General features: G+C 63.9%; 17 protein-coding genes. 1 reads left to right on the top strand and 16 read right to left on the bottom strand.

What is annotated here, in order from left to right:
- Positions 1 to 4 precede the first annotated feature (4 nt).
- From PXK01_RS07255 to ftsW, 14 genes are all read right to left on the bottom strand, one after another.
- Entirely contained in the window at positions 5 to 1,726 is a 1,722-nt protein-coding gene (locus tag PXK01_RS07255) for a chloride channel protein (RefSeq protein WP_274859472.1), read from the bottom strand.
- Positions 1,727 to 1,812: 86 nt separating this feature from the next.
- A complete protein-coding gene (gene recN / locus PXK01_RS07250) occupies positions 1,813 to 3,459 on the bottom strand; it encodes a DNA repair protein RecN (RefSeq protein WP_274859471.1) in 1,647 nt (548 codons plus the stop codon).
- A gap of 24 nt (positions 3,460 to 3,483) precedes the next feature.
- A complete protein-coding gene (locus tag PXK01_RS07245) occupies positions 3,484 to 4,332 on the bottom strand; it encodes an outer membrane protein assembly factor BamD (protein WP_274859470.1) in 849 nt (282 codons plus the stop codon).
- Positions 4,333 to 4,575: 243 nt separating this feature from the next.
- Positions 4,576 to 5,511 (bottom strand): UDP-3-O-acyl-N-acetylglucosamine deacetylase, encoded by a 936-nt coding sequence (gene lpxC, locus PXK01_RS07240; protein ID WP_274859469.1) that lies wholly within the window; start codon positions 5,509 to 5,511, stop codon positions 4,576 to 4,578.
- Between the two features lie 213 nt (positions 5,512 to 5,724).
- Positions 5,725 to 7,380: a cell division protein FtsZ gene (gene ftsZ, locus PXK01_RS07235; protein ID WP_274859468.1), complete on the bottom strand. Its 1,656-nt coding sequence runs from the start codon at positions 7,378 to 7,380 to the stop codon at positions 5,725 to 5,727.
- Positions 7,381 to 7,775: 395 nt separating this feature from the next.
- On the bottom strand, positions 7,776 to 9,110 hold the full coding sequence (gene ftsA / locus PXK01_RS07230) for a cell division protein FtsA (protein WP_274859467.1): 1,335 nt from the start codon (positions 9,108 to 9,110) through the stop codon (positions 7,776 to 7,778).
- 1 nt (position 9,111) lies between these two features.
- A complete protein-coding gene (locus PXK01_RS07225; RefSeq protein WP_274849170.1) occupies positions 9,112 to 10,020 on the bottom strand; it encodes a cell division protein FtsQ/DivIB in 909 nt (302 codons plus the stop codon).
- A complete protein-coding gene (locus PXK01_RS07220; protein ID WP_274849171.1) occupies positions 10,008 to 10,928 on the bottom strand; it encodes a D-alanine--D-alanine ligase in 921 nt (306 codons plus the stop codon). Before PXK01_RS07220 ends, PXK01_RS07225 begins: the two co-directional genes overlap by 13 nt.
- A 319-nt stretch (positions 10,929 to 11,247) precedes the next feature.
- On the bottom strand, positions 11,248 to 12,198 hold the full coding sequence (gene murB / locus PXK01_RS07215) for a UDP-N-acetylmuramate dehydrogenase (protein ID WP_274849172.1): 951 nt from the start codon (positions 12,196 to 12,198) through the stop codon (positions 11,248 to 11,250).
- A gap of 89 nt (positions 12,199 to 12,287) precedes the next feature.
- Complete coding sequence (locus PXK01_RS07210) at positions 12,288 to 12,539, bottom strand: DUF2484 family protein (protein WP_274849173.1); 252 nt, start codon at positions 12,537 to 12,539, stop codon at positions 12,288 to 12,290.
- Positions 12,536 to 13,735, bottom strand: coding sequence for an APC family permease (locus PXK01_RS07205; protein WP_274859466.1), 1,200 nt, complete (start codon positions 13,733 to 13,735; stop codon positions 12,536 to 12,538). The genes PXK01_RS07210 and PXK01_RS07205 overlap by 4 nt, the downstream gene beginning before the upstream one ends.
- A 21-nt stretch (positions 13,736 to 13,756) precedes the next feature.
- Positions 13,757 to 15,175: a UDP-N-acetylmuramate--L-alanine ligase gene (murC, locus tag PXK01_RS07200; RefSeq protein WP_274849175.1), complete on the bottom strand. Its 1,419-nt coding sequence runs from the start codon at positions 15,173 to 15,175 to the stop codon at positions 13,757 to 13,759.
- 8 nt (positions 15,176 to 15,183) lie between these two features.
- A complete protein-coding gene (locus PXK01_RS07195; RefSeq protein ID WP_274859465.1) occupies positions 15,184 to 16,275 on the bottom strand; it encodes a UDP-N-acetylglucosamine--N-acetylmuramyl-(pentapeptide) pyrophosphoryl-undecaprenol N-acetylglucosamine transferase in 1,092 nt (363 codons plus the stop codon).
- 28 nt (positions 16,276 to 16,303) lie between these two features.
- Entirely contained in the window at positions 16,304 to 17,473 is a 1,170-nt protein-coding gene (gene ftsW / locus PXK01_RS07190) for a putative lipid II flippase FtsW (protein WP_274849177.1), read from the bottom strand.
- 177 nt (positions 17,474 to 17,650) lie between these two features.
- Between ftsW and PXK01_RS07185 the strand changes: the two genes are divergently transcribed.
- Positions 17,651 to 18,844 (top strand): NAD(P)/FAD-dependent oxidoreductase, encoded by a 1,194-nt coding sequence (locus PXK01_RS07185; protein WP_274859464.1) that lies wholly within the window; start codon positions 17,651 to 17,653, stop codon positions 18,842 to 18,844.
- A 71-nt stretch (positions 18,845 to 18,915) separates the two neighbouring features.
- On the opposite strand, the gene murD is transcribed toward PXK01_RS07185, so the two are convergent.
- A complete protein-coding gene (gene murD / locus PXK01_RS07180) occupies positions 18,916 to 20,319 on the bottom strand; it encodes a UDP-N-acetylmuramoyl-L-alanine--D-glutamate ligase (RefSeq protein WP_274859463.1) in 1,404 nt (467 codons plus the stop codon).
- A 218-nt stretch (positions 20,320 to 20,537) separates the two neighbouring features.
- Positions 20,538 to 21,620: a phospho-N-acetylmuramoyl-pentapeptide-transferase gene (gene mraY / locus PXK01_RS07175; protein ID WP_274859462.1), complete on the bottom strand. Its 1,083-nt coding sequence runs from the start codon at positions 21,618 to 21,620 to the stop codon at positions 20,538 to 20,540.
- Between the last annotated feature and the right edge of the window lie 3 nt (positions 21,621 to 21,623).

Genomic DNA, 21,623 nt, shown 5'->3' with positions numbered 1-21,623 from the left:
CCGGTCAGCTGTGTTCCTCGGCAGCCGTCGCCACCAGCGCCCGGTTGTAAGCCTTGAGCGCATCCACATGATACAGCGCCCCAAGGAGGCCATCTGCGGCCTGCTCCCCGGCCCCCTGTGAGACGGCAGGCGAACCCTGGGGCACCTGGGCCACCACGGGCAAGAATGGCACATCGGCCCGATCAAACACCGGCAAGGCGGCCTCCAGCGATTGCTCGGGGCGCAGGTACAGGCCCTGTTCGATCAGCGCTTTGCACTCGTCCTGCGCAGCGCCGCGCGGATCGTTGATCGGGCGCATCAGGCCACCGACGCTCAGCAGGGCCATCAGATAGGCCTGAGGCCCGGCAGCGCAATGCAGGTTGCGCTTTTCCAGCTGGGTGAGGAAGAAGGACCGGTCCACCAGCCGCGAGGCCAGCGCGGTGGACAGCGACACGGCCACCATCACCGCCAGACCGATCTGCCAGTCCCCGGTCAGTTCAAACACGATTAGCGTGGTGGAAATCGGCGCCCCCAGAACCGCCGCCGCCACCGCCCCCATGCCGGCAAAGGCATAAAGCGTATGGGTGCCAGAGACCTCGGGCAGGATCGAGGTGGCAATCAGACCAAAGGCAAGCCCTGTCATCGCACCGATCATCAGCGAAGGTGAGAAGACGCCACCGCCCATGCGCCCGCCCATGGTGATGGCGACGGCCGCGGTCTTGACCATGGTGAACAGGATCGCCTGCGACAGTACCAGCCCGCCGGTCAGCGCCAGGACCGTGGTCTCATAGCCGACCCCGATGATATGGGGAAACCAGATCGCAATCCCTCCGAGCATAGCGCCCGAGATCGCTGGACGCAGCCAGCGTGGGATCGACAGGGCAGATTGCACCTCATTTCCCAGATTGTCGGCCCAGAAGATCGAGCGCATCAAGATCACCGCCACCAGGCCGCAGACCAGGCCCAGCACCAGAAAGGCAGGAAGCTCCACGTAAAACTGCAAGGCGCCGGGCGTGTTCAGGGTGAACTCGGTGACATCGCCATATTCCAGCCGGTTGATCACGGTGCCCGCCACCGCGGCAATCACGATTGGCGCAAAGGCATGCACCGCGAAATGGCGCAGCACCACCTCAAGCGCAAACAATGCGCCTGCAATGGGGGCGTTGAAACTGGCCGAGACAGCCGCTGCCACGGCACAGCCCAGCAGGTCTCGCCCGGTGATGCCATCGGCCTTGATCCGATCGCTGACCCAGCTGGAGATCACCCCCGCCAAATGCACCACCGGCCCCTCGCGCCCGGTCGATCCGCCGGTGGAGAGTGTCAGGAAAGAGGCCATGGCAGAGCCAAGCCCCTCGCGGAGCTCGACGCGACCATTGCGCATCGCCGCCCCCTCGATCACATCAGCGACCGAGCGTACCCGGCCGTCGGGGGTGAAATAGTGCAGGATCAACCCCACGATCAGCCCGCCCACCGTCGGGATCGCCAACAGCAGATACCACGGCAGGTCCTGAGCAAAGCTGTGCAGGTAGTCAACATCCTCGGCCCCGTAAACCCAGCCCTGCAAGGCGGTGATCCCCTTGCGGAAAAACAGCGCGGCAAACCCCGCCGCGATGCCGATCAGCAGGGCGATGAGCCAGAACTGAAACTGACTGGGCCCACGGTGCAGCAGAATCCGCCAGATATCACGCAGCCATGCCAGCCCCTGCAGGGCCAGGGCTTTGGGTCCGATCTGGGAGTTAGGTGCCATGGGTCGCCTTCAATTTCCTGCCCCCTAGTAACCAGAACAAAGTTGCCAAACTACAAATCCGGAAGCGCAATCGAGCAACGAAATCCCTATCCGGTGAGCAAGGCACCCGCGGCGGCGCGGGCCTCCTGCGTGATGGTATCGCCCGAGACCATCCGGGCGATTTCATCCACCCGTTCGGCCGCGCTCAGCGGTACGACTTCCGACAGCGTCATGCCGTCCTGAACCCGTTTTTGCACCCGCCAATGATGCGCGCCCTGGGCGGCAACCTGGGGCGAATGGGTGACCACCAAGACCTGACCGCCCGCGGCCAGGGATTTCAGGCGCCGCCCCACCGCATCGGCGGTCGCGCCCCCGACCCCACGGTCGATCTCGTCAAAGATCAGCGTCTTGGCGCTTTCCTCGCCGCGCAGGCAGACCTTCAGCGCCAGGAGGAACCGGCTGAGTTCGCCGCCCGAGGCGATCTTGTTCAACGGCCCGGCCGGGGCACCGGGGTTGGTTGCCACGGTAAAGGCCACATCGTCATGCCCCTCGGGACCGGGTTGACCTTCGCTGATGCGGGTCTCGAACACCGCGCGCTCCATCTTGAGCGGCGCCAGCTCTGCCATCACCGCCTGATCCAGCTCTGCAGCACGTGCCCGCCGCAGGTCACTCAGCGCGGCCGCCGCATCCTTGTAGAGCTTGTCGGCCCGGGCCAAAGCAGCTTCCTGATCGGCCAGATCCTGATCGCCCGCATCCAGGGCTGCCAGCTTGGCGCGCAACACATCCGCATGGGCGGCCAGATCATCGGGCAGCACGTCATGCTTGCGGGCCAGCGCCCGGATGGCGAACAGGCGCTCTTCGCAATCTTCCAATTCGCCGGGGTTGAACTCCAGCGCCTCCAGCACCCGTTCGACACCGTCCTGCGCTTCTGCCAGTTCGATCATGGCACGGCTTAGCGCTGCAAGCGGCGCATCAAGACCAGCCTCTTCGGCCCCATCAACGCCTTCCAGCCAGCGCTGCGCCTCGCCCATGGCAGGATCCGCGCCTTCGCTAAGCAGGGCATGGGCGCGAGCGATATCGCCTCGAATGCGTTCGGCCCCCTGCATCTGGCGGCGGCGCGCATCAAGCGCCTCATCCTCGCCCGGCTGGGGATCAAGCTTGTCCAGTTCCGCCACAGCGTGGCGCAGGAATTCCTCTTCGGCGCGCACGGCCTGCAGCGCGGCCCGGGTGGCCTCGACCGTCTTGCGTGCCTTGGCAGCTTCGCTCCAGGCGCTGCGGGTGGCCGCCAGCGCCGCCCCTGCCCCGGCAAAAGCATCCAGAAGCGCCCGATGGCCCTTGGGATTGAGCAGCCCGCGATCATCATGCTGACCGTGAAGTTCCACCAGCGTTTCAGACAGGGCGCGTAGCACATCCCCCGAGCAGCGCCGGTCATTGACCCAGGCGGTCTTGCGCCCCTCAGCCGTGTTGACCCGGCGCAGGATCAGCTCCGATCCGTCAGGCAATCCTGCCTCTTCGAGGACGCGATGCGCCGGGTGATCCTCGCTCAGATCGAACTCCGCGACCACCTCCCCCTGAGAGGCCCCCTGGCGCACCAATTCGGCCCGGCCCCGCCAGCCCAGCACAAAGCCAAGCGAATCCAACAGGATCGACTTGCCCGCACCGGTTTCACCGGTCAGCACATTAAGCCCGGGCTGAAAGTTCAGCTCCAGGTGATCGATGATCAGAATGTCGCGAATATCAAGAGCGCGCAGCATCACCTTGCCCCGTGACCAGCGCTGTTACAGCCACTGGCCCTTGATCGACTGACGATAGATCTGGCTGAGCCAGTTGTTGCCACGGTCCCGCAGTTTCAGCCCCTGGCTGGTCAGCAGCTTGTAGCTGTCCTCGTACCATTCGGTCGACTGGTAGTTATGACCTAGGATCGCGCCCGCCGTCTGCGCCTCTTCGGTCAGGCCAAGCGACAGGTAGGCTTCGACCAGCCGGTGCAGGGCTTCGGGCGTGTGGCTGGTGGTCTGAAAATCCTCCACCACGACGCGGAACCGGTTGATCGCCGAGGTATAATGCTTGTGGCGCAGGTAATAGCGACCGATTTCCATTTCCTTGGCGGCCAGGTGATCAAAGGCCAGATCGAATTTCAGGATGGCCGAATTGGCGTATTCGCTATCCGGATACACCTCGATGACCGTGCGCAGCGCCTGCAGCGCCTGGAAGGTCAGCCCCTGATCCCGGCCCACTTCATCGATCTGGTCGTAGTAGCTGAGCGCCAGAAGATACTGCGCATAGGCGGCGTCTTCCTCGGTCGGGTAGAAATCGATGAACCGCTGCGCCGCCGCCCGGCTGTTCTCGTAGTCCTTGGACTGGTGATAGGCAAAGGCCTGCATGATCAGCGCCTGCTTTGCCCATTCGGAATAGGGATAAAGCCGTTCGATCTCGGAGAAATAAAAGGCCGCATCCTTGGACCGGTTGCGCTCCAGCTCGAACTCGCCACGTTCGAAGATCTGATCGGGAGTGTAGCCCTCCAGAGAGCCAGCGCTTTCCGACGCGCCGCCATCGCCGCCACAGCCCGACAATGCAGCCATCAGAAGAACCGCGCCGATCCATTTGGCTCCTGCCCTGATGCCGATCATATTCGCCTCACCTTACCGCATGTGACTCGCGGGTCTCCGCCCCCGGTTATGCCCGGTCTAGCACATTCATTTGACGTGCAAAACGCCTTTAACCCACCTTGATCACCACTTGGCAGAGAATGCGCGCCCGGGTCAAGCCTGCCATCCGGCGGAGCCATGCCGCGCGGCAGGAGATCAGCCGGACGGTGCAGGCAGGAAAAAGGGCGCCGAAGCGCCCCGAGCTGCCGTCCAGCAGGGTAAAGATCAGGCCACGCGGCGGCTGGCGACGGGAATTTCCCCCCAAACCAGGCCCTGACCGGGCAGGCGCGCCACCATGGCCGGGTCACAATCCACCAGACGCACGGCGCCAGGCGTCGCAAAGAGCGCCCGCAACAGAGTGTTGGTCAGAGCATGTCCCGCGCGCTCACCGATATAATGGCCGATCAGCGGCGCACCGGCCAGCGCCAGGTCTCCCAGCGCGTCCAGCATCTTGTGGCGCACCGGCTCGTCCGAATGACGCAGCCCTTCGCCGCTTTCGACCCGATCGCCATCGAACACGACCGCGTTTTCACCCGGCACCCCACCCAGGGCCAGGCCGTTGGCCTGCATGGCCTCAACATCGGCGCGGCGGCAGAAGGTGCGGCTGTCGCACAGCTCGCGGGCAAAGGCACCGTTGCGCAGGTCCAGGGTCTTGCTTTGGCGGCCAATCGCCTTTTCGGCGAAATCGATATGGAATTCGATGACCAGTCGGTCGCTGGGCAGGAGGGTCGCCTTGGCGCCATCCTTTTCGACCGTCACTTCCTTCAAGACCTGCAGCGCCTGCACCGGAGCATTCAGGCGGCGTACGCCATCCCGCATGATACCGCGCACAAACGGGGCCGACGACCCATCGAGGATCGGAACTTCCGGTCCGTCAATCTCGACCAGGGCGTTGTGGACACCACAGCCCGCCAGAGCCGCCATCACATGTTCCACGGTGGAAACAGAGACGCCCGCCGCATTGACCAGACGGGTGCACAGTGCGGTGCGTTCCACATAGTCCCAGCGTGCAGGGATCACACTGTCGCCCAGGGCGATATCAGTACGTTTGAAACGAATGCCATGACCTGCGGCAGCGGGCTTCAGCACCATTCGTGCGGGCTGGCCGGAATGCAGGCCTGCGCCTTCAAATGTCACCGCTGCCTTCAGGGTATTTTGCACGTTGTGCCTCTTCGCTCTGCGTCCAGTCTGCTGGGACTGTCTTGCCGATGATAGGTAAGGAGTCCGGGCGCAAGCCTCAATTCAATCTTTGTAACGGATTGAAACATCGCTGTAACGTTTAGGCAAAACCCTGCCGAAACACCCGTAAACCCTTCTATTAAAATAGAAAAAGGCCGCCCTGAGGCGGCCCTTTACTGTCAATGTTTCGCGCTATCAGTTGGCTTGACGCCGCAGGAAAGCGGGAATTTCGATGCGTTCCTGGTCCGGATCCGCCTGCTGTGCGGGCTGCGGCGCAGCCTGCGGTGCCGCGGCATGCTGCGGCGCTTGCGGCTGTTGGCGCACCTGTTGAGGCTTGCTCTCGCCCCCTTCAGCGGCGCTGCCGGTCATCCGGTGGATCAGCGAGTTCAAACCGAAACGGCGCTGTTCCTGCTGCGGGTTCGGTGCCTGTGCGGCGACGGGTCGTTGCGGCTGCTGAGGCGCCTGCGGCTGCTGTGGCTGTGCCTTTTGAGCGGCGGCCTGCAGACGCATGATCGCCTCGGGCGACGGGGTGCCGGGTGCGGGGGGCTTGGGCGCCACAAAGGCCTCGGCCGCAACATCGGCGGCATCCGCCTGGGGCTGGAACTCGGGCACCTGCGGCTGGTAGGCCGGCGGCGGCAGGCCGTCGTCATCATAGACTTCCTCGGCTGCAGCGGGTTGGGCTGCTTGCTCGGTGGCGGGTGCCGCTTCCAAGCCTTCGAACAGGCTCGGCTCAGGCGCTTCGGTGGTTTCGGCAGACGCGGCGACGGGCTGCTCGACCGGGGCATCCAGCTCCAGCGGCGCGGCGCGGGTCTCTTCGACGCTGACGGTCTTCTTCAGCGGTGCGGCCATGGGTCGGCGCGGCACCGGCATGTCGGTGTTCACCTCGGAGGCATCAATCCCGGTCGCAACCACGGACACCCGCATCTTGCCTTCCATATCGGTGTCGAGCGTAGAGCCGACGATGATGTTGGCGTCCGGGTCCACCTCTTCGCGGATCCGGTTGGCAGCTTCGTCCAGTTCGAACAGGGTCAGATCATGCGCACCGGTGATGTTGATCAGCACGCCGCGCGCACCGCGCAGGGAGATCTCGTCCAACAGCGGGTTGGCGATCGCCTTTTCGGCGGCCTGGATCGCGCGATCTTCGCCCTCGGCCTCGCCGGTGCCCATCATCGCCTTGCCCATCTCGTCCATCACGGCGCGCACGTCGGCAAAGTCGAGGTTGATCAGGCCTGGGCGCACCATCAGATCGGTGACACCCTTCACGCCCTGATAGAGCACATCATCCGCCATCGAGAAGGCCTCGGTGAAGGTGGTCTTCTCATTGGCGAGGCGGAACAGGTTCTGGTTCGGGATGATGATCAGCGTATCGACCACCTTCTGCAGCGCCTCGACACCCTCTTCGGCCTGGCGCATGCGCTTGCCGCCTTCGAACTGGAAGGGTTTGGTGACGACGCCGACGGTCAGCACGCCAAGCTCACGGGCGGCCTGAGCGATGATCGGGGCCGCGCCGGTGCCGGTGCCACCGCCCATACCGGCGGTGATGAAGCACATATGCGCGCCCGCCAGGTGATCGACGATCTGTTCGATGCTCTCTTCGGCTGCGGCAGAGCCGACCTGCGGACGGGCGCCCGCGCCCAAGCCCTCGGTGACCTTGATCCCCAGCTGGATACGGCTTTTGGCGGCGCTTTGCTGCAGCGCCTGGGCATCTGTGTTGGCGACGACGAAATCGACCCCCTCCAGCGCCTTTGCGATCATATTGTTGACCGCGTTACCACCGGCACCTCCAACACCAAAGACGGTGATCTTGGGCTTCAACTCTTCCTGTCCGGGCAACGAGAGGTTCAATGTCATGCTCTTTCCGCCTGTGTTTGCAGCCCTCCCGCAAGGGCCTTTTCCTGACTTTTCTGCACAAACAGTACCGCAGCCTCGGAGTCGCGTCATCCCAAAAAGCGAAATCAGCCACAAAATATGGGGTTCCACCCAAAAATATTCGCGGTATTTCGCCGAGGGAGACAGATATAGCGGCCAATGACAGTCGCCATACTATTACCTAAGCAGTCCCGGCCCCTTCTGGTGGCCGGATTAGATCCTCTGGTATCGCGCTGTGGCCACTGCCCGGCCAGCTGTTCCGACGCTTGATGCGTTCGTTAAGAAGAATCTAACGCCTCTTTTCGCCGCTGTCACGGGGGCGAAGGCACTGAACAGATGTTTTTTGCCCTTGAAAGGCCCGAAAACCGATCGAGATCCTACCAGTTGTCCTTGAACCACTTGACCGCACGGCGCAAGGAGCGGGCCGGATAGCGGTCCACCGGCATTTCGAAATCCCACCATTCATCCTGCGGATGCGCCGCAAACAGGCTCAACCCCACCGCCGAGGCAAAGCCTGGCCCGGTGGCCGACTGCGGTAGGCCATGCACCCGCAAGGGACGTCCCAGGCGCACCTGCTGCCCCAGGATCCGGCTGGCCAGCGCATCCAGCCCCATGATCTGGCTGGAGCCACCGGTCAGAACGATCTGCTGGCTTGGCAGGTATTCGAAACCGGCTGCATCCAGGCGCACGCGCACCTCTTCCAGGATTTCCTCGACGCGGGGGCGCATGATGCCGATCAGCTCGGCGCGGCTGACCGTGCGCCGGTCGTGCTCCCAATCGCCGGTATCCCCGCCGATATCGATCATGTCCCGGTCATCGGCTCCCGTGGCGTGGACGCCACCGCAGAAGGTCTTGATCCGCTCGGCATTGGCCATGGGAACGCCCAGCCCCATGGAGATGTCGCTGGTGATGTGGTCGCCGCCCATGCGCACCGCATCGGCATAGATCATGTGTTTCTTCATGAAGACCGAAATGGAGGTCGATCCGCCGCCCATGTCGATACAGGCCGCGCCCAGCTCCTGCTCGTCCTCGACCAGCGCCGCATAGCCCGAGGCGTAGGCCGACGAAGCGATGCCCGCCAGTTCCAGATCGCAACGCTGAATGCAGCGCATCAGGTTTTGCACGGTAGAGGAATCCACCGTCAGCATATGCATGTCCACCGACAGGGTCTGCCCCATCTGGCCGCGCGGATCGGACAGGCCCGAGCGGTTGTCCAGCGCGAAGTTCACCGGCTGTGCATGCACCACCTCGCGCCCAGCGCCATAGTCCGGCACCTCGCAGGCGGCCAGAACCCGGGCCACCTCGTTCTCCGAGACCTCCTGGTCCTGCAATTCCACCTTGGCATCCAGCCCGTAGGACCGTGGGTTGGCTCCGGAAAAACAGGCAATCACGTGATCGACGCGCACGCCCGCCATCTTTTGCGCCGCCTGTACGGCGGTGCGGATTGCCCGTTCGGTTTCCTGCATGGCGGCAATTTCGCCGAATTGCACCCCGCGCGACCGCGTGGTGGCGGCACCGATCACCCGGAACCCCGATTGCCCTGCAAGCGACCCGATCGAGCCGTCCTCGCTCACCCCGCTGGCGCCATCAAAGCGCAGCACCAGGCAGGCGATCTTGGAACTGCCCACATCGAGAATGGCAACAACGCCACGCTGCAAAGCCTGGCGCCGCATCTGCCGCATGGCACGCTGCGATTGATATAGATCCGTCATCCTACAGCCCCCCGCCGTTCATTTCCCTGATCCGCCACCAGTCTTCCACCGCGTTTTGCGACATCCGCACCGTCGGACGTTCTGCAATACGCATATCCACCGCCGCCACGTCGCGTTCAAGCAGATCCTTCACTTCGCTGACCACAATTACCCGCTCCAGTGCCTGCACCGGGTTTACCTCGGGCAGAAGAATGCGCTGTCCACGGTCCAGAACCACGTCCCAGCGCCGTTCGCCGACCCGCACCAAACCGCGCATCCGCGCGCCCAGCGGGGCGGCCGCGGCAAAGAGCTTCAGCGCCTCGGCCGCCTTGGCATCTGCGCCGCGCCCGGCAATCAGCGGCAGGCCGGGATGCAGGCTGCGCCGACCCAATTCGGCCACATGGGCGCCGGTCTCGTCCAGAAGCGCCAGCCCGTCACGGCTGCGCCAGATCAGGGCCGGCTGACGCTCTTCCACATCGACCTGCAGGATACCACCCGGGCGAATGCGCACGCTGGCGGTCTTCACCGGGTCCAGGCCCTCGATCACATCCCGGATCTGCGCCAGATCCAGGTCAAAAGAACTGAGCGGGAAATCAAGCGAGACCACCTCGCGGATGTCCTCCGAGACGCTGCTGCCCGCCCCATCGATGGCCATCACGTTGACGCGGAATTCCGGACGATCCTCGATCGAGGCACGGATGGAATGCACCGTGCCCAGAACCGCATCGCGCCGTCCTTCATCGGCCAGGAAGGCGCTTGCCGCTGCGAAAACCAGGCAGAAGGGCACGCCAAAGCGCAGTCCGAACCGGATGCCGGGTGTCAGCATCCAGCGCTGCAAACGGTATTTCAGTCGCGATGGCGCCGGATCTGCCGCGGCAGCGCCCTGCCCCGTGATCTTGCCTGTGATCTTGCGCCGGATCAGCGACCGCATGAGGCATCCTCCACCATCCAGGCGCACATCTGGCCAAAACTCATGCCAACCACAGAGGCCTGTTCCGGCGTCAGGGAGGTCGGCGTCATTCCGGGCTGGGTGTTGGTCTCAAGCAGGACCAGCCCCGCCGCGCCCTTGCTGTCGTCCCAGCGAAAGTCGGTGCGGCTGACACCACGGCAGCCCAGCGCCTGATGGGCGCGAAGCGCATAATCGAGGCACATATCGAAGATATCAGCGGGGATATTGGCGGGCATTTCATGACGTGACCCACCCGGGGCGTATTTTGCATCGTAGTCATACCAGCCATCGGTCAGGATCTCGGTCACGCTGAGGGCACGATCCCCCATCACCGTCGCGGTCAGCTCGCGCCCCGGCACATAGGCTTCGACCATGAGCTGATCGGGCATCTCATCCGCAAGCACCGGAGGGCCATTGGCGGCTTCATGCACCAGGTAGATCCCGACGCTGGAGCCTTCGTTGTAGGGCTTGACCACATATGGCGGCTCCATGACATGCGACGCCGCAACAGCGGATTTTTCGAACAATCCACCGGGCGCCACAGGAAGGCCCGCCTGCGCATAGACCTGTTTGGCCTTTTCCTTGTCCATCGCCAGGGCCGAGGCCAGAACGCCGGAATGGGTATAGGGCAGCCCCATCCATTCCAGCAGGCCCTGAACGCAGCCATCCTCGCCCCAGCGGCCATGCAGGGCATTGAACACCACATCGGGCCCTGCGGCCTCAAGCCGGGCGCAGAGGTCGGAACCTGCGTCCACTTCGATCACCTGGTAGCCTTCGCCCCTCAGCGCGGCGGCGCATTCACGCCCGGAAGACAGGGACACCTCGCGCTCAGCCGAGGGGCCGCCCATCAATACCGCCACTTTCGGGAGTGTCCTGCTCGACTCACTCACCACAAGCGCCTCAATGTTATCGGGCTTTGCGCCCCTGTTTCTTGGGACCGGTTTTGGTCCGCTTTTTGCCTAGGTCACCTGCGGCAGCAGCCACGACAACCCTGTAATTCTTATCGGAGGCAATACCGCCGAGGATGGATCATAAGATGATCCCCCTTCGGCCATTATTACGCCGGAACAGTTACCGGGGTATTAACGCCCTCTTTACCATGCTTAATGGATTCGCATTTTTATTAAACCGATTAAGCCATGGCGATCCAGCCAAATCAACGGCGACCCGCGCATTGAGCGGTATTTGCCAATCGCTGCATCCTTGCGGTCACTTTGAGGCCGGATCGGGCAGCGGTTCACCAATGCGCATGATCTCCCACTGCAGGGTTATCCCGGAGTTTTCAAAGACCTTTTGGCGCACCGTTTCACCCAGCCCTTCCAGATCCGCCGCGCTGGCATTGTCCGCGTTGATCAGGAAGTTCGGGTGTTTCTCGCTCATCTGCGCCCCGCCCAGGCGTGCGCCGCGCAGCCCCGCATCATCGATGACCTTCCAGGCCTTCAGATCATGCACGTCCCCCGCCTGCCCGGTCGAGGAATAACCCGCCGGGTTGCGGAAGGTGGAGCCGGCCGAGCGGTCCTTGACCGGCTGGGTCTCGTCGCGCTTTCTCAGCTGCTCTTCCATGCGGGCATGCAAGGCACCGGGCTCCCCCTGCGGCGCCTTGAACCGGGCCGAGACCAGAACCGCGCCGTCGGGAAACTGCGTCTGACGATAGGCGAACTGCAGATCCTCTGCGTGCACCTCCTTTACCTCGCCCGCGCGGGTGACCACGGTGGCCGACTGGAAGACATCCGCCGTGTAAGAGCCATAACAGCCCGCATTCATCCGCACCGCGCCGCCGATGGAACCGGGAATGGTCCGCAAAAAGGTCAGGTCCAACCCCGCATCGGCGGCCTTGCGCGCCACATGGGCATCCAGCGCCGCAGCGCCGACGGTGACGGTATCGCCCTCGACCTCGATCTGGTTGAAGCCGCGCCCCAGCCGGATCACCACCGCCCGGATGCCACCATCACGCACGATCAAGTTCGACCCCACGCCCATGGGAAAGACCTCTACCTCCGCAGGCAGGACCCGCAGGAAGTCCTGAAGATCCGCAAGGTCGGCAGGTTGGAACAGCACATCCGCAGGGCCGCCCACGCGCAGCCAGGTGAGGTCCGCGAGGCTGCGCCCCTCGGTCAGGCGTCCGCGCACTTGGGGGAGGGAATTGGAGATATCGGTCATGTCAGGTCGCTCGTTCGCTTTCATGCAGGGTGTACGGCAAACCCGAAGAGGAGAAAAGGGTCGCAACGGAGCGGCAGATGGCTCTGAACTCAGCTTTGCAACAGGATCCGGCGCAGCCAGCGGCCGAAATAGATCACCGGCCAACGCAACACGCTCATGCCCGCGATCAGCACCGCCAACCCCCACCAGGGGCCGTTCTCATAGGTCACATAGCCAAGGAGCGGGATCCCGACAGCGATCAGCCCATAGGCGCGGCGCCAGTGGTTGTCGCGGCTGGGCAACATCGCCAGAAGGTTCGCCGCGAAGGCCCAAAGCGCCGCCAGGGTCAGGGACAGGGTCACAGCATGCCCCCCAGCGCCGTGATCAGCGCGATGGCAGAGAGGACAAGACCGACGACCGGCACCGCCATCGGCACCTCGAAGGGCGCAGCCGGGGCGCGGCGTTTCTGCAGGATCAGGGCGAGGTTCACCAGGACGAAGACCGACAGCAGCACCGAAGATGTCACCTCGGCCAGGCGGTCCACAGAAAAGAACAGCCCCGTCAGGATCACGGCAGCACCCAGCACGATGGTGGCCAGAACCGGTGTGCCAAACCGGGGGTTCGCATGGCGAAAGACTGCCAAACCGGGCGTACGTTTACCCAAGCCGAACAGCACCCGCGAGGCCATGACGATCTGCGCCAGAACCCCGTTGAGCGCGGCAAAGACCGCGATATAGGAGAGGAAATCGGGGCTCGTGCCGCGCGCCACCTGCCAGACCAGCGCCAGCGGGCTGGTGGATTGCGACAGTGCGTTCACCGAAACCGTGCGCACCGCCGCCCAGCAGACCAGCGCGTAAATCACCGATGTGATCGCCAGCGACAACAGGATCGCCCGTGGCAGGCTGCGGGTCGGCTCTGACACCTCCTCGGCCATGTTGACGATATCCTCGAAACCGATGAAGGCAAAGAAGGCCAGAACCGCACCAAGGCCAAGCCCCGCCATGATCGACATATTCGGCAGGGCGGCGGGTACGGCCCAATCGGTGGAAGGCTCGGCGGTGCCACCAGCCCAGATCACCAGGGCAAGGCCCCCCAGTTCGATGGCGGTAAAAACCGCTGCCAGCGACAGGCTTTCCAGCACGCCGATCACAGCCACCCCCACGAGCATCAGCCCCATGACCACGATTACCAGGGCGCTGTCCACACCTGTCGCAGCGGTCAGATATCCGGCACCACCGCGTAAGACGGCTCCGGCCGAAACGGTTCCCGCGACCACCACCGCAAGCCCCACGAACAGCGCCATGGCTTGCGAGGAAAACCCCTGCCCGACAAAGGCGGCCTCTCCGGCGGCTTCGGGCAAGCGGGTGGAAAACTCGGCATAGCTCAGCGCGGTCGGGGCTGCGATCAGCCCGGCCAGGACAAAGGACAGCGGCGCCCAGATCCCGGCATCCGCGACAACGGCGCCGACCAGCACATAGATCCCCGCCCCCACCATGACACCGACACCGTAGGCGGTCAGAAGTCCCAGTCCGATCCGGCGTTTCAACGGCTCTGCCATGGGGTACTCCCTTGTTCGGTATCAGGTTTGGCTCTTGTTGAGGCGCGCGGGCAATCCGTTGGCCCAGGCGCTGATCGTCCCCGCCCCAAGGCAGACCACCATGTCGCCCGGCCGCGCCTGTTCGCGCACCAATCGCTCCAGATCATCTTCGCTCAAGATGGCACGGGCATGACGATGACCATGGCGAATGAGCCCCGCCACCAGATCATCGCGGCTGGCGCCCTCGATCGGGTCCTCTCCGGCGGCAAAGACCTCGGCAATGGCGACCACATCAGCATCGTTGAAACAGGAGCAGAAATCATCGAACAGCGACGACAGCCGCGAATAGCGGTGCGGCTGATGCACGGCGATGACGCGGGCATCGCTGTCAGCGCCAATCGCCTGGCGCGCCGCCTTCAGCACGGCGGCGATCTCCACCGGGTGATGACCGTAGTCGTCGATGATGGTGACGCCATCCACCTCCCCCACCTTGGTGAAGCGGCGGTTGACCCCGCCAAAGGCCGCAAGGGCCGTGCGGATCTCATCCCCGTTCATGCCCAGATGGCGCGCAACGGCCACCGCCGACAGCGCGTTGGAGACGTTGTGATCGCCGGGCATCGGCAGGGTGCAGCCTTCGATCTTTTTACCTTCGGATTGAAGCAGAATGTCGAAATGGGCAACGCCGGCCTTATAGGTCAGGTTCACCGCGCGCACATCGGCCTGGGCGTTGAAGCCATAGGTGACGACACGGCGGTCGGTGATGCGCCCCACCAGGGCCTGCACCTCGGGGTGGTCGGTGCAGCAGACGGCAACACCGTAGAAGGGAATGTTGGAGACGAAGTTGTAGAACCCGTCGCGCAGGGTATCGAAGTCACCCCAATGCTCCATATGCTCGGGGTCGATATTGGTGACCACGGCGATGGTCGCGGGCAGACGGTTGAAGGTGCCGTCGCTTTCATCCGCTTCGACCACCATCCATTCGCCCTGCCCCATGCGCGCGTTCGACCCATAGGCGTGGATGATGCCGCCATTGACCACGGTGGGATCGAAATGCCCCGCCACCATCAGCTCTGCCATCATGGTGGTGGTCGTCGTCTTGCCGTGGGTTCCGGCAATGGCGATGTTGGATTTGAGCCGCATCAGCTCGGCCAGCATCTCGGCCCGGCGCACGATGGGCAGGCCACGGCGGCGTGCCTCGTCCAGTTCGGGATTGCCGGGTTTGATCGCAGAAGAGATCACCACCACCTCGGCGTCCTCAAGGTTCTCGGCCCGCTGGCCTTCGAAGACCAGCGCGCCCAGGGTTTCCAGCCGCTGGGTGATCTTGGAGGATTTCAGGTCCGATCCCTGCACCACATAGCCAAGGTTCAACAGGACCTCGGCAATGCCCGACATGCCGATACCGCCGATGCCGACGAAATGGATCGGGCCGACGTCTCCGGGCAGTTTGGTGGCTGGTGTCATGATCTCTGTTATCCTTTTTCGGCCAGCTGCTCGACCTCGGCCACCAGACGGTCGGTGGCATCGGGAACGCCGGTGCTAAGTGCTGCATTTGCCATCTGAGTGGCCGCATCCGGGTTGCTCAGAACGGCCGAGATCTGCTCTGACAGGGCCGAAACGTCAAGAGCGCTTTCCGGAATGAGAATGGCTCCGCCTGCATCGACCAGACCGCGCGCGTTGGCGGTCTGATGATCTCCGGCAGCCGCGGCAAAGGGAATGAGGATCGAGGGGCGCCCGATGACCGAGATATCCGCAACGGAAGAGGCCCCCGAGCGCGAGATCACCAGCTGCGCCTCGCTCATCCGGGCTGGCACATCATGGAAGAACGGCTGAACATCCGCCTGGATGCCGTGCTCGGCATAGAATGCGCTGACCCGTTCGCCATCTTCATCGCGCGCCTGATGGGAGACGCGCAGATGCTGGCGGAGGCCTCCCGGCAGGGCCGCAATGGCGCCGGGCACCACGTCGGACAGGATGCGCGCACCCTGGCTGCCGCCCATCACCAGCACCGACATCGGATAATCGCCGGGCGGGATATAGGCGGCACCTGCGCGCTCCAGCACGGCGCCACGGACCGGGTTGCCCACATGAACGCCGTTTGCACCTTCCGGCAGGGCGGTCGGCCAGACACCACAGGCCACCTCGGCCACGCGTTTGGCAAAGAGCTGGTTCACCCGCCCCAGAATACCGTTCTGTTCATGGATCATCCGCGGCAGCCCCAAAAGCGTTGCCGCGCCCAGCGCCGGAATGGACGGATAACCACCAAAGCCGATCACCGCATCGGGCCGATCCCGGCGCATCTGCAAAGCCATGCTGGCGATGCCGCCGGCAATCTTCGGCCCGACCATGGCCTTGGCCAGAAGCCCGCCACGGGCAAAGGTCGCCGAGGAGACCTCGGTGATCTCCACACCATCCGGGAAGGCGCCGGTATAGCGGGCACCGCGCGCATCGGTCGACAGTTTCACCCGCCAGCCCTTTGCCAGCATCGCCTCGGCCAGGGCCTGGGCCGGGAACATATGCCCGCCCGTGCCGCCTGCCGCCATCAAGAGCAATCTTTCAGTCATTCCACCCCCGCCTGTCGTCCCTGCTGCCTCAGCCGCGCCCGCTTCCGCGCAGGTAGTCCGCGATCTCACCCTGTGGCCGCGCCCGGGTAAAGGCCAAGAGCATCCCCATGGCAATGCCCGTCGCGATCAGGGAAGAGCCGCCGTAGCTGACGAAGGGCAGGGTCATGCCCTTGGCCGGCAACAGCCGCACGGCAACCCCCATGTTGATCATCGCCTGAACGCCAAAGATGCACACAAGGCCGGTGCCCGCAAGGCGCACGAAGGTATCGCGCTCCCGCATCAGTCGGAACAGGGAGCGCACCACCACGGTGGCATAAAGGCCGATCAGCACCATGACCAGAACCAGGCCATATTCCTCGGCGGCAACGGCCACGATGAAATCGGTATGCGCGTCAGGAAGCGACCATTTCACCTGCCCTTCGCCGACACCAACACCAAAGAGCCCGCCCTCGCGGATCGCATTGGTGGCATAGCCCAGCTGCGTGGTAGGGTCGACATCGGGGCTGAGGAAGCCATCGATGCGGCGGGCAAAATGCTCGGAATTGGAATAGGCCAGAATTCCGCCCAGCACCACCGCGCCTGCCATCCCCACCAACAGCAGCATCGGCGCCCCTGCCACGAAATACATCACGCCCCAACCGAACAGCGTCAGCGACGCCTGCCCAAAATCGGGCTGCATTACCAGCATAAGGACCACGCTCAGGCACAGGCCAAAGGAAATCAGCGTCCCCGGCGGCCCGTTGATCTGCTGGCTGGAGGCGATCATCCAGGCGGCAACCACCACGAAACCGGGCTTCAGGAACTCGGACGGCTGCAAAGAGGCAAAGCCCAGCGAATACCAGCGCACAGCCCCCTTGCCGAAATCGGTACCAAAGATCGGCAAAAAGGCCAGCGCCACAAAGGCAAAGGCAAAACCGATGATCGCAAGGCGCCGCACCAGCGTCGGAGACATCATCGAGGTCAGCACCATGGCCACCAGGGCAACGCCCCCAAAGACCGCCTGACGCTGCACATAGTGGAAATTGTCAAAACCGTTGCGCTCGGCCAGGGGCACCGAGGCCGCAAGCCCCAGCAAGAGTCCCAGCACGAAAAGCATCAGAACCGAGGACATGGTCCACTTGTCCAATGTCCGCCACCATTTGGGAAGGATGGGTTCGCCCGATTGCACGGGAACCGCACCATAGACCATCTCAGTCATGGAAACACCGCTACTGTCTGCCTCGTGATCCGCCCCGTTTTCGGGGTCTATGGGGGAACAGTAGCCTGAAAACACCGCTCAGGCCAGTGTGATGATTCGCCAGCGGCAGGTTTTTGCACCCTCAGGCCGCAGAACACCCGCTCTTGCGCCATCGCGCGTTCCGTGGTCGATGCCCTCATGCAGTTCAATACCGTGATTCTGGGGGCCGGTGCGGCCGGGATGATGTGTGCAGCCCATACGGGCGGCGACACGCTTGTGGTGGATCACGCCAAGGCACCCGGCGAGAAGATCCGCATCTCCGGCGGCGGGCGCTGCAATTTCACCAATCTCTACGCCGAGCCCGCCAACTACATCTCCGCCAATCCCCATTTCTGCAAATCGGCCATGGCCCGCTACAGCCAATGGGATTTCATCGCACTGGTAGAGCGCCACGGCATCGCCTGGTACGAAAAGACCCTGGGCCAGCTGTTCTGCGACGGCTCCGCCAAGCAGATCGTCTCGATGCTGGCGTCCGAAATGGCGCGAGCGGGCGCCGATCTGTGGCTGCAGACCGAGATCGAAGACGTCACGCATGCGGGCGAAGCCTTCACCCTGTCGTTGCTCAAGGATGGGAAAGCGCAAACCGTCACCTGCCGCAACCTAGTGCTCGCCACCGGCGGCAAATCGATCCCCAAGATGGGCGCCACCGGCCTGGCCTATGACATCGCGCACCAGTTCGGCCTGCCCGTGACCGAGGTCCGCCCCGGCCTAGTGCCCTTCACCTTCCCTGAGGGGCGGTTTTCCGCCCTGGCCGGTGTCTCCCTGCCCGCACGCCTGTCCAATGGGCGCGCCAGCTTTGACGAGGCGCTTCTGTTCACCCATCGCGGCCTGTCTGGCCCTGCGGTGCTGCAGCTCTCCTCCTACTGGCGCGAGGGCGAGGAGATCTCGGCAAACCTTGCGCCGCAGATTGACCTCTTTTCTCTCCTGCGCAGCCAGCGGCAATTGGCTGGCAAACGCGCCATCGCAACCGAACTCGCCCGCCACCTGCCCGCGCGGCTGGTGGACTATCTGAAAGAGGCACTGGCCCCGGCGCATGACCTGTCCGCGCGCCTCGCCGACCAATCGGATGCCGCCCTGCAGGCCCTCTGCGACCAGCTTTGCGACTGGCAGCTGACCCCGGGCGGCACCGAAGGCTACCGCACCGCCGAAGTGACCCTGGGGGGCATCGTTACCGATGCACTCTCCTCCAAGACGATGGAGGCAAAATCACGCCCCGGCCTTTACGCCATCGGCGAAGCGGTGGATGTGACCGGCTGGCTCGGCGGCTACAACTTCCAATGGGCCTGGGCCTCGGGGCATGCCGCAGGTACAGCCATCGCCGCCAAACGCTGATCCCCGTCACAGGCTTCCCGCACAGTCTCCCCGCTGTGGAATTCCGATCCGCTTGGGTGAGCCCGAAGCCCCTACAGGTTTTCCAACCTGCGTGTCACTTCCGCGATGAAGTCATCCCCGCGCTGTTCAAAATTGTCGTATTGATCGAAACTCGCCGCCGCCGGGGCCAGCAGAACGGTATCGCCTTCCTCGGCATCCCGCATCGCGCGGGCCACCGCCTCTGCCATGGTCGTGCAGACCTCGGCCTCCACATCCAACTGCAGTGCAAAGCCTGCTGCCTCCCGGCCAATCACATAGGCCTTGCGCACCGCACCGGTCTGCCCTTTCAAGGCCTCAAGCCCGCCATCCTTTTCCAGGCCACCGCAGATCCAGCGAATATTCTTGAAGGCACTCAGCGCCTTGACCGCACTGTCCACATTGGTGGCCTTGCTGTCATTGACGTAGCGCACTCCATTTGCGTCAGCGATAGTCTGGCTGCGATGGGGCAGACCCGGATAGCTGGCAAGCCCGCCTTCGATCATACGCGGCGCCAGCCCCAGCGCCCGCGCCGCCGCATAGGCCGCACAGGCATTCTGATGGTTATGCGCCCCCGGCAGCCCCTGCATCGCGCGCAGGTCAATCGAGGCCACCTGGCGCCCCTTGCGGTATTCGCTGAGAAACCCCTTGCGGGCAAAGACCTGCCAGCCCGGCCCGGTCAGCTTCTGCGCCGCCGAAATGCGGATCACCCGGTCATCGCTTGCCGCCTCCGAGAGTTGCCCGGCCAGGAACAGCCCCTCCGCCTCATCGACGCCAATGATGGCGCGATCCGGTCCGCCTTCGGCAAACAGGCGCCGCTTGGCCGCGAAATAACCACCCATGCCGCCATGCCGGTCCAGATGGTCGGGACTGAGGTTGGTGAAGACCGCCACATCCGGTGTCAGTGCGCGCGCCAGTTCGGTCTGATAGCTCGACAGCTCCAGCACCACAACGCCGCCATTGCCCGGCGGGTCGATATCCAGCACCCCGCGTCCGATATTGCCCGCCATCTGGCTGTCCCGGCCCGCTTCCTCGAGAATGTGCTGCAACAGGGCCACCGTCGTGGACTTGCCGTTCGATCCGGTCACCGCCACCACCTTGGGCGGCTGATCGAACTCGTCCCACTCGGATGTCGCAACCGAGCGGAAGAACAACCCGATGTCATTGTCCACCGGCACCCCCGCCAGAAGGGCCGCACGCACCACCGGATTGGGCCTGGGATAAAGATGCGGAATACCGGGCGAGACGATCAGCGTCGCCACCTCCTCAAAAGCGCCCGCGCGGGTCAGATCGGCGCAGAGGAATCCCTCGGCCTCTGCCCGCTCCCGCGCGCTCGGGTTGTCGTCCCAGCAGACCGGAACCGCGCCGCCCTCGCGCAGGGCGCGCGCCGTGGCAAGGCCGGACCGGCCCAATCCCAGAACGGCGACCTTTGCCCCTTCACAGCCTCTCACAGGGATCATGCCCAGCCTCACTCTTTGATCAAATTTCGGCGCAGAGTGCACCGGCGAAAACGGCTTTGCAAGACATCACACGAGGCGCCCGCACGCGCCGCAAGGTGCGTGCCATGCCCAACCCCTGGCAGGCGGGTTTGGCCGCGTGACAGGGGGCGGGAGCGTTCCCTTTTCAGAAACGCAGAAGGAGGCCGAAGCCCCCTTCCTCAGACCGCTTTTTCAGGTGCTCAGCGCACTTTCAGCGTGGCAAGTCCGATCATCGCCAGGATCAGCGAGATGATCCAGAAGCGGATCACGATGGTGGGTTCTGCCCAGCCCTTCTTCTCATAGTGGTGATGGATCGGCGCCATCAGGAAGACGCGCTTGCCGGTGCGCTTGAAGTAGAGCACCTGGATAATGACCGAAAGCGCCTCGACCACGAACAAACCGCCGACGATGGCCAGAACCAGCTCGTGCTTGGTCGCGACCGCAACGGCGCCCAGGGCGCCGCCCAGAGCCAGCGAGCCTGTATCGCCCATGAAGACCGCTGCAGGCGGCGCATTGTACCACAGGAACCCAAGTCCCGCACCGAACAGAGCTGCGGCGAATATCAAGATCTCACCGGTGCCCGGCACATAATGCACGTCCAGGTATTCGGTGAAATCGACCCGCCCCACCGCATAGGCAATGACACCAAGGGTGCCGCCCGCGATCATCACCGGCATGATCGCCAGACCGTCCAGCCCGTCGGTCAGGTTCACCGCATTGGCCGCCCCCACGATCACACAAATCGAAAACGGCACATAGAACAGACCCAGGTTGATCAACGTGTCCTTGAACACCGGCAGCGCCAGCTGGTTCTGAAGCCCCGCCGGGTGATAGGCCGCCGCCCACAGCGCCGCGATGATGGCAATCAGAATACCAAGCGCCAGGCGCACCTTGCCCGGCACCCCAGCGGTATTCTGCTTGGAGACCTTGGCGTAATCATCGGCAAACCCGATGAGCGCGAAGGCCAGGGTCACAAACAGCACCAGCCAGACGAAAGGATTGTCCCAGCGCGCCCACAAGAGCGTCGAGGTGATCAGCGCGCCCACGATCAGCAACCCGCCCATGGTCGGCGTGCCCGCCTTGGACAGATGCCCTTCGGGACCGTCATCGCGGATCGGCTGCCCCTTGCCCTGGCGCTTGCGCAGCACATTGATCAGCGGCTGGCCGAACAGGAAGCCAAAGACCAGCGCCGTCATGAAAGCACCGCCCGCACGGAAGGTGATATAGCGGAAAAGGTTGTAGAAATCACCGCCATCCGACAGCGCCGTCAGCCAATAGAGCATCTC

The sequence above is a fragment of the Phaeobacter sp. PT47_59 genome, from assembly GCF_028890025.1.
In the GTDB taxonomy this organism is placed as follows: domain Bacteria; phylum Pseudomonadota; class Alphaproteobacteria; order Rhodobacterales; family Rhodobacteraceae; genus Phycobacter.
Note: the sequence above shows the minus strand (reverse complement) of the source record. Positions and strands in the feature narration are given on the sequence as shown.

Coding starts and splice junctions, on each gene's coding strand:
- PXK01_RS07255 (WP_274859472.1), bottom strand. CDS start 1,726: ATGGCACCTAACTCCCAGATCGGACCCAAAGCCCTGGCCCTGCAGGGG.
- recN (WP_274859471.1), bottom strand. CDS start 3,459: ATGCTGCGCGCTCTTGATATTCGCGACATTCTGATCATCGATCACCTG.
- PXK01_RS07245 (WP_274859470.1), bottom strand. CDS start 4,332: ATGATCGGCATCAGGGCAGGAGCCAAATGGATCGGCGCGGTTCTTCTG.
- ftsZ (WP_274859468.1), bottom strand. CDS start 7,380: ATGACATTGAACCTCTCGTTGCCCGGACAGGAAGAGTTGAAGCCCAAG.
- ftsA (WP_274859467.1), bottom strand. CDS start 9,110: ATGACGGATCTATATCAATCGCAGCGTGCCATGCGGCAGATGCGGCGC.
- PXK01_RS07225 (WP_274849170.1), bottom strand. CDS start 10,020: ATGCGGTCGCTGATCCGGCGCAAGATCACAGGCAAGATCACGGGGCAG.
- murB (WP_274849172.1), bottom strand. CDS start 12,198: ATGACCGATATCTCCAATTCCCTCCCCCAAGTGCGCGGACGCCTGACC.
- PXK01_RS07205 (WP_274859466.1), bottom strand. CDS start 13,735: ATGGCAGAGCCGTTGAAACGCCGGATCGGACTGGGACTTCTGACCGCC.
- murC (WP_274849175.1), bottom strand. CDS start 15,175: ATGACACCAGCCACCAAACTGCCCGGAGACGTCGGCCCGATCCATTTC.
- PXK01_RS07195 (WP_274859465.1), bottom strand. CDS start 16,275: ATGACTGAAAGATTGCTCTTGATGGCGGCAGGCGGCACGGGCGGGCAT.
- ftsW (WP_274849177.1), bottom strand. CDS start 17,473: ATGACTGAGATGGTCTATGGTGCGGTTCCCGTGCAATCGGGCGAACCC.
- PXK01_RS07185 (WP_274859464.1), top strand. CDS start 17,651: ATGCAGTTCAATACCGTGATTCTGGGGGCCGGTGCGGCCGGGATGATG.
- murD (WP_274859463.1), bottom strand. CDS start 20,319: ATGATCCCTGTGAGAGGCTGTGAAGGGGCAAAGGTCGCCGTTCTGGGA.
- mraY (WP_274859462.1), bottom strand. CDS start 21,620: ATGCTCTATTGGCTGACGGCGCTGTCGGATGGCGGTGATTTCTACAAC.